The organism is Enterobacter sp. CPE_E863 (assembly GCF_046521465.1).
In the GTDB taxonomy this organism is placed as follows: Bacteria; Pseudomonadota; Gammaproteobacteria; order Enterobacterales; family Enterobacteriaceae; genus Enterobacter; species Enterobacter adelaidei.
The window spans coordinates 41,657-55,188 of the sequence record NZ_JBKFZX010000004.1 but is presented as its reverse complement, the minus strand read 5'-3'; the positions used below and the strand labels follow the sequence as shown (position 1 = coordinate 55,188).

Sequence of the window (13,532 nt, the reverse complement as noted above, 5' to 3'; positions counted from 1 at the left end):
TCATCAATATCAGTATTCGCAAAACCAGATGAATGATTGTTTAAACTGGTGTATTTCTGCCTTTATGCTTCGTAAGTTTGCTGTCGCGCCGTCAGTGCCCAGGCTATTCTGGCCAGCTTGTTTGCCAGAGCACAGGTGACGACAAAGTTGCTTTTCCGACACAACAACTCCCTGACCCAGTCGGCCAACTTGCCAGACTGGTGTTCCAGTTTTTGTATGAATACCCTGGCACACTGAACCAACAAAGTTCGGATCTTTTGTTGCCCCGCTTGCTAATCCCTAACAATGTCGTCCGACCTCCCGTGCTGTACTGTCGGGGTACCAGCCCTGTTGCCGCCGCAAAGTCACGGCTGCTGGCGTACTGCTTCCCGTCGCCAATCTCAGTTGAAATAGTACTGGCAGTCAGCGTTCCAACGCAGGGAATACTCAGCAAGCGCTGTCCAACCTCATCTTCGTCCAACTTTCGTTTCAACTGAGATTCCAGATCTTTAATCTGCTCAACAAGATAGTGATAATGCTGTTGTAATTTCAGCAGTAACTGGCTGAGATAAAGAGGCAAACTACTGTCCTCAAGAAGGGTACTCAGTCGACTAATAACGGCAGCACCTCGCGGAACGCTGATACCAAATTCCAGCAGAAAAGCATGCATCTGATTAGTTGTTTTCACCTTATCCTGAACCAGGGATTCACGGACACGATGCAGAGCTCGCATTGCCTGCTGAGATTCGGTTCTGGGCTGCACGAAACGCATAGATGGACGTGATGCTGCTTCACAGATAGCTTCAGCATCAACGAAGTCATTTTTGTTGCTTTTAACGAATGGGCGGACAAATTGCGGTGATATCAGCTTTGGAAAATGCCCTAACTCTTCCAGCTTGCGTGCCATAAAGTGAGAACCGCCACAGGCTTCCATCGCGATGGTTGTTGCCGGGCATGTCGCCAGAAATTCGATTAGCTTTGGTCGGGTGAATTTTTTACGGTAAACGGCCTTCCCACGATGATCCTGACAATGAATATGGAAAGAGTTCTTACCCAGATCGATACCAATAAGCGCAATGTTTTCCATGATGGTTCTCCGAATGAAAGCCTGTCCTCAGCATAGTACTGGGAAGGAGGGAGTGACCATCTCATTAAATAAAGCACGCTAAGCCGTAAGTAAGCGTGCTCCTGTGAAAGCCACAGCTAAAACTGCGTAGTACACATAGAGGTATTTTTTTCTAGATTTATATCGAATTTCGTTATCGAATTTCGCTTATTATTGATCAACTCGTTGCAGATCATGAAGGCGAAAGTATGACGAATAACCCTACCGATGACAGCAGACCATGGTCGGTCTTTCTTATTTTTCTGCGGCTTGGATTGACATCTTTTGGCGGCCCCATTGCGCACTTGGGCTACTTCCGCGCCGAATTTGTCACACGGCGGCGCTGGCTCTCCGAACGGAGCTATGCTGACTTGGTCGCGCTTTGTCAGTTCTTGCCAGGGCCTGCAAGCAGCCAGGTCGGCATAGCGGTAGGACTGTCTCGGGCTGGATACAGCGGGGCGCTGGCTGCTTGGGCTGGCTTCACGCTGCCGTCTGCCATAGCCTTGATCCTTTTTGCGCTCGGCATCTCCAGCTATGGCGATTACGTCTCGCAGGGCGCGTTGCATGGCTTAAAAGTGGTGGCTGTGGCCGTGGTCGCTCAAGCAGTATGGGGCATGGCGCGTAACCTATGCACGGATGGGCTGCGAGTCACCATCATGGCAATTGCTACCTGCGTCGTTTTACTTGTGCCGTCCGCGTGGGGACAGGTTGGCGTGATTGCTATCGCAGGCATCGCAGGCCGGTTATTGTTCAAGCCAGCGAAAGTTGTTGAGCATGACCCCCTACCTATCACGGTCAGTCACCGGGCCGGCGTGCTTTGGCTCTCGCTGTTCTTTGTCTTGCTGATTGGCCTGCCGGTGTTGGCCGAACTGATGCCAAGTCAAACCATGGCAATGGTGGATTCCTTCTATCGTGTCGGATCACTGGTGTTCGGCGGTGGTCACGTTGTGCTGCCATTACTGCAAGCCGAAGTGGTGCCCTCCGGCTGGGTCAACAATGAATCCTTTCTCGCGGGGTACGGGGCAGCTCAAGCGGTGCCCGGCCCTTTGTTCACGTTCGCCGCGTTTCTTGGTGCCTCGATGAACACCGCCCCGTCGGGCTGGATCGGCGGCATTGTGTGTCTGCTGGCTATCTTCGCGCCCTCGTTCTTGCTGGTCGTCGGATCAATGCCATTTTGGGAGCGTTTGCGCCGCAATACAGGCATCCAAGCTGCGCTGGCCGGGATCAATGCCGCTGTAGTCGGCTTGCTGCTGGCCGCGCTGTATCAGCCTGTATGGACTAGCGCCATCTTTCAGCCGCAAGACTTCGGCTTGGCATTAGTTGCCCTTGTCGCACTTATGTTCTGGAAGCTCCCGCCGTGGCTGGTTGTCCTCGGTAGCGGTGCAGCTGGGTGGCTGTTGAGCGTCGCTCTGTGAGGCACAAAAAATGACTGACAAAGACCTCTACGGCGGTTTGATCCGCCTGCACATCCTTCACCATGCAGCCGAGGAACCTGTCTTTGGGCTGGGGATCATCGAAGAGCTACGCCGACACGGCTACGAGATGAGCGCTGGCACCGTGTACCCGATGCTGCACGGCCTGGAAAAAAAAGGCTATCTGACCTCACGCCACGAACGCACCGGGCGACGTGAACGGCGTGTTTATGACATCACTGAACAAGGCAGAACTGCACTTGCTGATGCGAAAACAAAGGTCAAGGAGCTGTTCGGAGAGTTGGTAGAAGGTGGTTGAGTTTTTGCTTCTATGTCAGGTTGAGCTATACCCTAACTGGATTGTCATTTTCAGAAGACGACTGCACCAGTTGATTGGGCGTAATGGCTGTTGTGCAGCCAGCTCCTGACAGTTCAATATCAGAAGTGATCTGCACCAATCTCGACTATGCTCAATACTCGTGTGGGCTCTGTTGCAAAAATCGTGAAGCTTGAGCATGCTTGGCGGAGATTGGACGGACGGAACGATGACGGATTTCAAGTGGCGCCATTTCCAGGGTGATGTGATCCTGTGGGCGGTGCGCTGGTATTGTCGCTATCCGATCAGCTATCGCGACCTTGAGGAAATGCTGGCGGAACGCGGCATTTCGGTCGACCATACGACGATCTATCGCTGGGTCCAGTGCTACGCCCCGGAGATGGAGAAGCGGCTGCGCTGGTTCTGGCGGCGTGGCTTTGATCCGAGCTGGCGCCTGGATGAAACCTACGTCAAGGTGCGGGGCAAGTGGACCTACCTGTACCGGGCAGTCGACAAGCGGGGCGACACGATCGATTTCTACCTGTCGCCGACCCGCAGCGCCAAGGCAGCGAAGCGGTTCCTGGGCAAGGCCCTGCGAGGCCTGAAGCACTGGGAAAAGCCTGCCACGCTCAATACCGACAAAGCGCCGAGCTATGGTGCAGCGATCACCGAATTGAAGCGCGAAGGAAAGCTGGACCGGGAGACGGCCCACCGGCAGGTGAAGTATCTCAATAACGTGATCGAGGCCGATCACGGAAAGCTCAAGATACTGATCAAGCCGGTGCGCGGTTTCAAATCGATCCCCACGGCCTATGCCACGATCAAGGGATTCGAAGTCATGCGAGCCCTGCGCAAAGGACAGGCTCGCCCCTGGTGCCTGCAGCCCGGCATCAGGGGCGAGGTGCGCCTTGTGGAGAGAGCTTTTGGCATTGGGCCCTCGGCGCTGACGGAGGCCATGGGCATGCTCAACCACCATTTCGCAGCAGCCGCCTGATCGGCGCAGAGCGACAGCCTACCTCTGACTGCCGCCAATCTTTGCAACAGAGCCCGCCGTGCTAGTCTGCTCGGTGATGGTGGAGTGAAGCCAACCCGCAATCGGGTTATGAATCTGCATCGCGATTCGCAATCAGCTGTCTCTTGAGCATGTCGAACTCCTGCGATGTTATCTCGCCGTGCTCGTGCTGCTACACCAACTTGTCCAACTCATCCGCCACACCGCTCCCCACCACCTGCGATGGCCAGGTTGTTTGCTGGGCGCATTGGCGGAGTATCGTCTCGACCCGGGACACCCACACCGGCACAACCTTACGGGAGTGATTCACTGTCAAAGAATCGGCCCGGTGCTCTGACGCAAGTATCGGGATGGTCACCATTTGTAAGCCGTAGACCTGAGTGGTGATCAAGACTTCGATACCACCGACCGTACCGGTACTAATCGACGACGGTCGTGTTCGTCGCCTGCCGCAGGGACTCTGCACACCTCCGTTTACGCATGTGCCTGGAGGAGTTGGAAATCGTCGTGTTCGGGAAACATTAAACACAGGATGGCAGCGATCTGAGCCAGCACATGATCAGCTAGCTCACCATCCGGATCGACGGCCCACTGCATCGTCGCGCCAGCGATGACCGAGTGCAGGAGCAACTCAGCTGCCGCAGGAGCACCTGGGGGCAGTCGCTTGCGGATCCCCTCCACCACCGCGCGGTTCCGCTGGATCGCAAGCGTGCGTAGCTCCGGCACCTGGAGCTCGTACCAGGAGATGAGATAGTTCACCGAGAAGTCGTTGCGAGTGTTCATGCTCCGAACGAGCACCTGCAAAAATTCCCAGAGCCCTTGCGGCCCTGCGCCTATCGGTATCGCATTCAGGTAATGCCGCACCTGCTCGACGCCGCGCTCCATCATCCTCACCAGCAGCGTATCGCGGTTGGTGAAGCGCTGGATTAACGCTGCGCGGGAGAGCCCCACCTCCTTTGCTACTCCGCTGAGCGTGAACTCTATGGGACCGCAACGCTTCAGCACTACGGTGGCGGCCTCGAGTACCTCGTCATCGGACTTGAGCTTGGGGCGGGGCATCAGTGTTCACCTTCTGTATGGGTTGGGGCGGAGGCTGTGGCTGCCGCCGCCATTGTAGCAAATTGAAGACGGAGCGAGAGTAGAGCCACGAGCCCCGCAAACACGGCCGATACAACGAGGCCAGGGAGCGGACCAGCAAGGTCGACAAACGCGCCGGCCGCAAGCATAACCATGGGCGAGGCTGACAGCATCACCGCCGAGACCGTGCCGAGTACCCGGCCGAGAAGTTCTGGCGGCGTGCGGTTGTAGATGGCAGCGTTGAGAATGGGAGAGACTGAGCCGGTCAGCAGTCCCACGAGCGCGCCCAACAACATCAGCACCGGCACGCCTGGCAACTGTGAAAGCAGAAGCGAGCCCACCGCAGAGCCACAAAATGCCACCGCCAGCCAGTTCTGCGCTGATATCCGGGCGCCGACCGACGCATGAATGGCAATGCCAAGGAGACCACCAGCCCCCATCATTGAGGAGAACAGCCCGAGCTCTGCTACTTGGCGTCCTGCATCTACAAACAGCGCAGGCATGATGACGCTGCCGTTGGCGCCAACGATGCCCACGAAGATCATCACTATACCAAAGAGAGGGCGCAGCAGGGGTTCGCTCCAGAGAAAAGCGACGCCGGCGCGCATGGAGAGAGTCGCCGTCGTGGTCATCGTCCGAGCGGCACGCGCGGGAAGCACCCACGCGCCGAGCAGACCTGCAAGGACGGAGCAGAACGCCGTCAGCCCGAGCGTTGGCGCAGCGCCAAGCAGGCCGATTGCGGCCCCCCCAAGGGCCGGGCCACCTAGAATCGCGACGTTCCCGATCACCGCTTTCAGTGACGAGACGCGCTCAACGGAGAGCCCGGCGACGTGGCCGAGTTTGGGCAGCTCACTGTCCTGCGCGGCCATACCGGGTGCGTCGAACGCGGCACCGAGCACCACGCAAGCGATCAGCCCAGTGTTCGAGAGGGCGCCAACGGCATCGAGCAGTGGGATGCTCGCCATGGCCACGCCGCCCACCACACCCGAGATCAATGCGACGGGCGCGCGCCCGAACCGATCGACGAGGCCACCACCAACCCACGCGCCGATGATGGTCGCGATGACGCTGCTAGCGGCCGTGGCGCCCGCCCAGGCCGCGCTCTTTGTATGAGACAGGACGAACCATGGAAGCGCGAGGGCCGCCACCGCGTTGCCGATCCGGAAGAGAAAGGTCGCCGCGAACAGCGTCGCGAGCGGGCTATATCGACGTTCGCTCATTCCGCTGCGGCGAGCTGCGCCTTCGCCGCAGCGAGGTACTCTTCGTTACCCGAGTCGAGGGCGAAGAGTGCGTAGGTGACCGCCCCGAACGCAAGGCGCTCCGCGATGTGGTGGGCGAGCCGCGGCCACACCCGGCCACCGGCCGCTTCATACGTGAGGAGGAGCTTCGCGAGCCCCTCTTCACCAAAGACCATAAGGTGCGCGGCCATGTCGATGGCAGGGTCATCAACGCGGGCCTCGCTCCAGTCGATCATCCCGCTGACGCGCTCCGTGTTGTCGATGAGCACATGGCCCACGTAGAGATCGCCATGCACCACCACGGAGAAATCTGGCCACGACGAATCGTCGTCGAGCCAGCGCTGCCACCGGTGGAGGCGCTTGTCGTTCACCACGAACTCGCGTCGGACGCGGTCAACGTCGTCGGCCACCTTCTGACGGGCCTGCGTCGGTGTACGGATGAGCATCCCCGCATCCACGGCGGCGGAAATGGGGACGGCATGCAGGGCGGCGAGCGCGGTCGCGAAGCTCTCCGCGAAGACCTCCGAGTCCTGCGGCACGACCCAGTCGGGCGTGGACGAACCAGGCTGGATGACCATCGCTGTCGAGTCTTCGAGCATGGGATAGGCAACGAGCTCGGCGTTGGCCACGCGCCAGTCCGGCACCGCGAACGGCAGGCGATTCTTGAGCATTGCCAGCACCCGCGCCTCTGGTTCGACCTTCGCGCTTACCTCGGCTCGGCGCGGGATGCGCAGCACCCACCGACGTCCATCGTCGACGGTGGCGATCACGATCCTATAGTCGAGCCCAAGCTCATTGACAGTCAGCGGGCCATGGAGCTTGAGCCCATGTCGGGCTGCAAGTGCGTACAGTTGGGAGGTATCGGCGGTCGTGACTACGGTCATGATTCACTCCTGAGGGCTTGACGGGTTTAGCCACCTAAATGTAACAGTCACGTCGGTTATATTCAATCCGGCACTGTTGCAAAGTTAGCGATGAGGCAGCCTTTTGTCTTATTCAAAGGCCTTACATTTCAAAAACTCTGCTTACCAGGCGCATTTCGCCCAGGGGATCACCATAATAAAATGCTGAGGCCTGGCCTTTGCGTAGTGCACGCATCACCTCAATACCTTTGATGGTGGCGTAAGCCGTCTTCATGGATTTAAATCCCAGCGTGGCGCCGATTATCCGTTTCAGTTTGCCATGATCGCATTCAATCACGTTGTTCCGGTACTTAATCTGTCGGTGTTCAACGTCAGACGGGCACCGGCCTTCGCGTTTGAGCAGAGCAAGCGCGCGACCATAGGCGGGCGCTTTATCCGTGTTGATGAATCGCGGGATCTGCCACTTCTTCACGTTGTTGAGGATTTTACCCAGAAACCGGTATGCAGCTTTGCTGTTACGACGGGAGGAGAGATAAAAATCGACAGTGCGGCCCCGGCTGTCGACGGCCCGGTACAGATACGCCCAGCGGCCATTGACCTTCACGTAGGTTTCATCCATGTGCCACGGGCAAAGATCGGAAGGGTTACGCCAGTACCAGCGCAGCCGTTTTTCCATTTCAGGCGCATAACGCTGAACCCAGCGGTAAATCGTGGAGTGATCGACATTCACTCCGCGTTCAGCCAGCATCTCCTGCAGCTCACGGTAACTGATGCCGTATTTGCAGTACCAGCGTACGGCCCACAGAATGATGTCACGCTGAAAATGCCGGCCTTTGAATGGGTTCATGTGCAGCTCCATCAGCAAAAGGGATGATAAGTTTATCACCACCGACTATTTGCAACAGTGCCCATCGGCGTAGTAGTGGATGTGGTCGATGACAAAGCCGGTGCGGGTCAGCGTGCGCCGGAGGATCGGCAGAAAATCGACCAGGAACGAAGTAGCGCGTGTGACGACGGCCGGTACGCCGACACGCGCCACGGCCTCGGCCCAGCGCGCGGCCGGCGGTTGGAGCAGGCCGTTGTGCACCGAACCGTGGTAGGTGCCGACCGCCAATGTGAGCCAGCGCTCTAGCTCGCGCAGCGTCAGGGCGGCCTTGTTTTCGGAATCGTAGTCGCCGCGCTGGTCAGGGTTGGAGAAGGTCGTTCCCGGCAGTTCGTCGTGAATCATCTGCATCGCCGTGCCGATGATCCGTTCCACGATGCCGCCATAGTGCGGCTGTCCCAGCGGGCGATAGTCCAGCCGGATGCCATGCTGCTCGCAACCCCGGCGCAGGGCCTCGCTCTTGAACTCGGCCGCGTTGTCTAGGTAGAGCAGCAAGGGCTTGCCGCTCATCTGCCAATCCATTTCCACGTTCAGTCCTTCCAGCCAAGGGCGCTTGTCGCAGGCGACATGCACGAGGCACAGGCCAACCGAAACGGCAGACGGCGCTTCCAGCGTGACGACCATGCCGAGCACGCAGCGGGTGAACACGTCGATGGCGAGGGTCAGGTACGGGCGGCCAATAGGTTGCCGGTCGCGGTCATCGACCACGATCAGGTCGATGACCGTATGGTCTATCTGCACCTGCTCCAGCGGCGCGGTCACGGCAGGAGGCTCGCCGCCCACACCTTGTAGGTCACGAGCGGCATCCTGGCCTTCCCGCCGGCGGATGACCTTGCGCGGGTCAAGGCTAGCGATCCGTAAGGCCACGGTATTGCGCGCCGGCACTCGCAGTTTTTGAGCCTTGCACACCTGAGTGACTTCGCGGTGAAAGGCCGCTAGGCTGCGCTTCTGCTTGGTCAGGAACCGCTTTTGCAGTAGCTCGTGGATGACGCGCTCGACCGGTTCCGGCAAGCGCCCCTTACCTTTACCTCCACCGGACTGGCCGGGCACCAGATCCGTCACGAGGCCGCTGCCTTGCCGGGCACGCCGGATCAGAACGTATACCTGGCGCCGAGACAAGCCCAGCGCCTGAGCCGCCATATCGGCCGCTTCGTGCCCGACCGTCTCCGACTGCGCCAACGGACTGATGATCTCCGCACGACGGCGCGCACGCTCCCAAGCCTCATCAGGCAGAGTGGCCACGCCTTGTTCTGGAATCCGTGGGGTGTCCGTCGCCATGCTCACCTCGCTTTGGTGCACACGAGTATTGAGCATAGTCGAGATTGGTGCAGATCACTTCTGATATTGAACTGTCAGGAGCTGGCTGCACAACAGCCATTACGCCCAATCAACTGGTGCAGTCGTCTTCTGAAAATGACATCCATGCCCAGCCCGTGCGCGAGCTGGATCACCGCCCGCACGATAGTTTGGTCACGGGCATCATCCGGGAGCCTGGCGACAAAGGATTGGTCGATTTTCAATGTGGTGATGGGGCAGCATTTCAGATGTTGCAGGCAGGAATAGCCGGTGCCGAAGTCGTCGGCGGCGAAGCGCACGCCGATGGCGCGCAAGGCGTCGAAACTGGCGAACAGGGCTGGATTGCCGAATGCGACCGATTCGGTCAGTTCGATCTCCAGAAGCTCGGCGGGCAGGGCCATATCGGCCAGCACCCGCTTTACCTCGTCGTCGAACGTTGGCCCAACCTGGCTGGCGGACACATTGATGGCAAGACGGAACGGTTGCCATGCCGGTCCTTGCCACTTGTGCATCTGGCGACAGGCCTCGCCCAGCACCCACGCGCCTATTTCCGGCATCAGGCCGAACGACTCGGCCAGCGGCAGGAACTGGCCGGGCGGCAACAGGCCAAGCCTCGGATGCCGCCAGCGCATCAACGCTTCCGCGCCAGCGATCCGGTGATCGCGCAGATCGACCAGCGGCTGGTAATGCAGGTCAAGCTGTCCGCGCGCCGCCGCCTGCGCCAACTCGGCCGCCGTCCATCCGGCGGGCTGCGAACTCGTCATGATCCGCCCCGGAAGGCGCGCAGCAGCCGCGTTACGGCCAGAACGAACAAGCCGGTCAGCGCGAGCGCGGCAACACCCCAATGCTCGCCAAGGAAGGCACCGGCGGTCGTCCCGGCCAGCACGGCGGCGAGAATCGGCAGATGGCAGGGGCAGGTCAACACGGCCAGCGCACCCCACAGGTAGCCGGAAACGGGTTGGCGCGTCTCGGGCGGCAGTTTGTCAGGGGCGTTCACGGCAATGCCTCCTCGTGCGCCCGCTCGGCTGGCATGGAGGCCAGTTGCGCGTCCAGATGGGCCAACGCCGCGCGCCGCCGCTCGACCAACTGGCGCAGCACGGCAAGCTGCGCTGCGGCTTGTGCGCCGTCCGCTGCGTCGAGCGCACGGCACAGCCGCGCCAGGGCATCCAGGCCGATACCCGCCTCGAAGGCCGCGCGCACGAAGCACAGCCGTTGCAAGGCCGCATCGTCGAACACGCCGTAGCCGCCCGTGGTGCAGGCCACCGGCCGTAACAAGCCGCGCACCAGGTAGTCGCGCACGATATGTACGCTCACCCCAGCGTTATGGGCCAGTTGCGATACCGTGTAGGCGCTCATCGCACACCTCCTTGTCCTCACCCGGCGCAGCAGGAAAGCTGCTTCACATCCTTGTTGAAGGTCTGCGCCGCGAGCTTCAACCCTTCGACCATCGTCAGGTAGGGGAACAACTGGTCGGCCAGTTCCTGCACCGTCATCCGGTTGCGAATCGCCAGTGCGGCCGTCTGGATCAATTCGCCGGCTTCCGGGGCGACGACCTGCACGCCGATGAGCCGTCCGCTACCTTCCTCGATGACCAGCTTGATAAAGCCGCGTGTGTCGAAGTTGGCAAGCGCACGCGGCACGTTGTCGAGCGTGAGCGTGCGACTGTCGGTTTCGATCCCGTCGTGATGCGCTTCCGCTTCGCTGTAGCCCACGGTTGCTACTTGCGGATCGGTGAACACCACGGCCGGCATCGCGGTTAGATTGATGGCAGCATCCCCTCCGGTCATGTTGATCGCGGCACGGGTGCCGGCCGCTGCCGCCACATAGACGAATTGTGGCTGGTCCGTGCAGTCGCCGGCCGCGTAAATGTGTGGCGTGCTGGTGCGCATGCCCTTGTCGATGACGATGGCACCCTGCGCATTGACGGTGACTCCCGCCGCGTCGAGTGCCAGGCTGCGCGTGTTCGGTGTCCGTCCGGTAGCGACCAGCAGCTTGTCGGCACGTACTTCACCGTGTCCCGTGGTCAGCACGAATTCGCCGTTCACATGCGCGACCTGGCTGGCTTGCGTGTGTTCCAGTACCTTGATCCCTTCGGCACGGAAGGCCGCTGTGACGGCCTCGCCGATGGACGGGTCGTCGCGGAAGAACAGCGTGTTGCGAGCTAGGATCGTGACCTGGCTGCCCAGCCGGGCGAAGGCTTGCGCCAGTTCCAGCGCGACCACCGACGAGCCGATCACGGCTAGGCGTTCGGGAATGGTGTCGCTGACCAAGGCCTCGGTCGAAGTCCAGTAGGGTGACTCTTTCAGGCCCGGAATCGGCGGCATGGCCGGACTGGCACCCGTGGCGACCAGGCAGCGGTCGAACATCACGACGCGCTCACCACCCTCGTTCAAACTAACGATAAGGCTCTGGTCGTCCTTGAAACGCGCTTCACCGTGCAGAACGGTGATGGCTGAATTGCCGTCCAGGATGCCTTCGTACTTGGCATGACGGAGTTCTTCGACACGGGCCTGCTGCTGGGCCAGCAGCCGCTCGCGCAAGATCGTCGGCGGTGTGGGTGGCATGCCGCCGTCGAATGGGCTTTCCCGGCGCAGATGGGCGATGTGGGCGGCGCGGATCATGATCTTGGACGGCACACAACCGACGTTGACGCAGGTGCCGCCGATGGTGCCGCGCTCAATCAGCGTGACCTGCGCGCCTTGCTCGACGGCCTTCAGTGCTGCCGCCATCGCGGCTCCACCGCTGCCGATCACGGCGACTTGCAACGGGCGCTCGCCGCCGCTGCCCTTGTCGGCGGCACCCATCCAGCCGCGCACCTTGTCGAACAGCCCAGTGCGGTTGTCGGTCGGCGGGGCATCGGCGAGCATCGCTTTGTAGCCCAGGCCAGCCACGGCGGCGGTCAGTGCGTCCGGCGCTGTGCCTGGATCAAGGGCGAGCTGGGCCGCGCCCTTGGCATAGGACACTATGGCAGATTGGACGCCGGGTACTTTTTCCAGCGCTTCCTTGACGTGCGCCGCGCACGAGTCGCAGGTCATGCCGGTGATTTTTAGATGGGTCATGCGACAGATCCTTTTTCGTTTGTGGTAGCAGACAAGGGCGTCAGATGTGCTGCGCTGCCGTTTTCAGTGCCTCACTTCTTGACGCTGGACGGATAGCCCGCGTCTTCGGTGGCCTTGGTCAGCTTCTGCACGCTGGTCTTGGCATCATCGAAGGTGACAACCGCTTCGCGTGTCTCGAAGGTCACGTTAACTTTGCTGACGCCTTCGACCTTGGAAATCGCCTTCTTAACGGTGATCGGACAAGCGGAGCAGGTCATGCCCGGTACGGACAGCGTGACGGTCTGGGTGGCGGCCCACACGGGGGCAACAACGGCAGCGATGGCGAGAGAGGCAAACAGTTTTTTCATGATGAACTCCTGTGATTAATAGAAAAATGGCATGACGTAGGGAAATCCGAGCGCGACCAGAACCAGCGCGGCCACGACCCAGAAAATGAGCTTGTAAGTAGCGCGCACTTGGGGAATCGCACACACATCCCCTGGTTTGCAGGCTTGCGCCGGTCGGTAGATGCGCCGCCAGGCGAAAAACAGCGCCACCAACGCCGCGCCGATGAAGATCGGGCGATAAGGTTCCAACACCGTCAAGTTGCCGATCCAAGCGCCGCTGAACCCCAGGGCGATCAGAACCAGCGGCCCCAGGCAGCAAGCCGAGGCGAGGATGGCGGCTAGCCCGCCAGTGAAGAGCGCCCCGCGCCCGTTTTGAGGTTCAGACATACGCTTGTCCTTTCAAATCTGGATTGGATAGCTTAAGCTTACTTCCGTACCAATGTACGGAGTCAAGCGATATGGAAAAAAATTTGGAGAATCTGACTATTGGCGTTTTCGCCAAGGCGGCCGGGGTCAACGTGGAAACAATCCGGTTCTATCAGCGCAAGGGCTTGTTGCCGGAGCCGGACAAGCCCTATGGCAGCATCCGCCGCTATGGCGAGGCGGATGTGACGCGGGTGCGCTTCGTGAAATCAGCCCAGCGGCTCGGATTCAGCCTCGACGAGATCGCAGAGCTGCTGAGGCTGGATGACGGCACCCACTGCGAGGAAGCCAGCAGCCTGGCCGAGCACAAGCTTCAGGACGTGCGCGAAAAAATGACCGACCTGGCGCGCATGGAAACCGTGCTATCCGAACTTGTGTTCGCCTGCCATGCGCGGCAAGGGAACGTTTCTTGCCCGCTGATTGCTTCGCTGCAAGGGGAGAAAGAGCCGCGTGGTGCCGACGCGGTGTAGCCGAGGGTAGTTACGCCTTAGCGTGCTTTATTTAATGAGATGGTCACTCCCTCCTTCCCGGTACTATGCTGAG

The 13,532-nt window shown here is 60.1% G+C and carries 14 protein-coding genes and 2 pseudogenes; 4 read left to right on the top strand and 12 right to left on the bottom strand.

What is annotated here, in order from left to right:
- Positions 1-62 precede the first annotated feature (62 nt).
- Positions 63-1,066, bottom strand: a pseudogene (locus ACLHV8_RS25675) (IS110-like element IS5075 family transposase).
- A gap of 227 nt (positions 1,067-1,293) precedes the next feature.
- Here ACLHV8_RS25675 and chrA point away from each other — a divergent pair.
- From chrA to ACLHV8_RS25660, 3 genes are all read left to right on the top strand, one after another.
- Complete coding sequence (gene chrA, locus ACLHV8_RS25670) at positions 1,294-2,499, top strand: chromate efflux transporter (RefSeq protein WP_000184001.1); 1,206 nt, start codon at positions 1,294-1,296, stop codon at positions 2,497-2,499.
- Positions 2,500-2,509: 10 nt separating this feature from the next.
- Entirely contained in the window at positions 2,510-2,815 is a 306-nt protein-coding gene (locus ACLHV8_RS25665) for a PadR family transcriptional regulator (RefSeq protein WP_000130000.1), read from the top strand.
- 226 nt (positions 2,816-3,041) lie between these two features.
- Positions 3,042-3,806 carry an IS6-like element IS6100 family transposase gene (locus tag ACLHV8_RS25660; protein WP_001389365.1) on the top strand — a complete coding sequence of 255 codons (765 nt, stop codon included), beginning with the start codon at positions 3,042-3,044 and terminating at the stop codon, positions 3,804-3,806.
- Between the two features lie 492 nt (positions 3,807-4,298).
- On the opposite strand, the gene mphR(A) is transcribed toward ACLHV8_RS25660, so the two are convergent.
- From mphR(A) to ACLHV8_RS25605, 11 genes and pseudogenes are all read right to left on the bottom strand, one after another.
- A complete protein-coding gene (gene mphR(A), locus ACLHV8_RS25655; protein ID WP_001137892.1) occupies positions 4,299-4,883 on the bottom strand; it encodes a macrolide-binding transcriptional repressor MphR(A) in 585 nt (194 codons plus the stop codon).
- Entirely contained in the window at positions 4,883-6,121 is a 1,239-nt protein-coding gene (gene mrx(A), locus ACLHV8_RS25650; RefSeq protein WP_000004159.1) for a macrolide resistance MFS transporter Mrx(A), read from the bottom strand. The genes mphR(A) and mrx(A) overlap by 1 nt, the downstream gene beginning before the upstream one ends.
- Entirely contained in the window at positions 6,118-7,023 is a 906-nt protein-coding gene (locus ACLHV8_RS25645; RefSeq protein WP_000219391.1) for an Mph(A) family macrolide 2'-phosphotransferase, read from the bottom strand. Before ACLHV8_RS25645 ends, mrx(A) begins: the two co-directional genes overlap by 4 nt.
- A gap of 121 nt (positions 7,024-7,144) precedes the next feature.
- Positions 7,145-7,849: an IS6-like element IS26 family transposase gene (locus tag ACLHV8_RS25640; RefSeq protein WP_001067855.1), complete on the bottom strand. Its 705-nt coding sequence runs from the start codon at positions 7,847-7,849 to the stop codon at positions 7,145-7,147.
- Positions 7,850-7,912: 63 nt separating this feature from the next.
- A pseudogene (locus ACLHV8_RS25635) lies at positions 7,913-9,163 on the bottom strand (transposase); the annotation flags it as partial.
- A 74-nt stretch (positions 9,164-9,237) separates the two neighbouring features.
- Positions 9,238-9,906, bottom strand: coding sequence for an EAL domain-containing protein (locus ACLHV8_RS25630; protein WP_001300294.1), 669 nt, complete (start codon positions 9,904-9,906; stop codon positions 9,238-9,240).
- Between the two features lie 35 nt (positions 9,907-9,941).
- Positions 9,942-10,178 (bottom strand): broad-spectrum mercury transporter MerE, encoded by a 237-nt coding sequence (gene merE / locus ACLHV8_RS25625; protein ID WP_000993386.1) that lies wholly within the window; start codon positions 10,176-10,178, stop codon positions 9,942-9,944.
- Entirely contained in the window at positions 10,175-10,537 is a 363-nt protein-coding gene (gene merD, locus ACLHV8_RS25620; protein WP_001277456.1) for a mercury resistance co-regulator MerD, read from the bottom strand. Before merD ends, merE begins: the two co-directional genes overlap by 4 nt.
- Before the next feature lie 17 nt (positions 10,538-10,554).
- Positions 10,555-12,240 (bottom strand): mercury(II) reductase, encoded by a 1,686-nt coding sequence (gene merA, locus ACLHV8_RS25615; RefSeq protein WP_407197504.1) that lies wholly within the window; start codon positions 12,238-12,240, stop codon positions 10,555-10,557.
- A gap of 71 nt (positions 12,241-12,311) precedes the next feature.
- Entirely contained in the window at positions 12,312-12,587 is a 276-nt protein-coding gene (merP, locus tag ACLHV8_RS25610; RefSeq protein WP_000732290.1) for a mercury resistance system periplasmic binding protein MerP, read from the bottom strand.
- A gap of 15 nt (positions 12,588-12,602) precedes the next feature.
- The gene (locus tag ACLHV8_RS25605; RefSeq protein ID WP_001294666.1) at positions 12,603-12,953 is read right to left on the bottom strand and encodes a mercuric transport protein MerT; all 351 of its coding nucleotides are present in this window, start codon (positions 12,951-12,953) and stop codon (positions 12,603-12,605) included.
- A gap of 71 nt (positions 12,954-13,024) precedes the next feature.
- Between ACLHV8_RS25605 and ACLHV8_RS25600 the strand changes: the two genes are divergently transcribed.
- Positions 13,025-13,459 carry a mercury resistance transcriptional regulator MerR gene (locus ACLHV8_RS25600; protein WP_000414383.1) on the top strand — a complete coding sequence of 145 codons (435 nt, stop codon included), beginning with the start codon at positions 13,025-13,027 and terminating at the stop codon, positions 13,457-13,459.
- Positions 13,460-13,532: the final 73 nt, after the last annotated feature.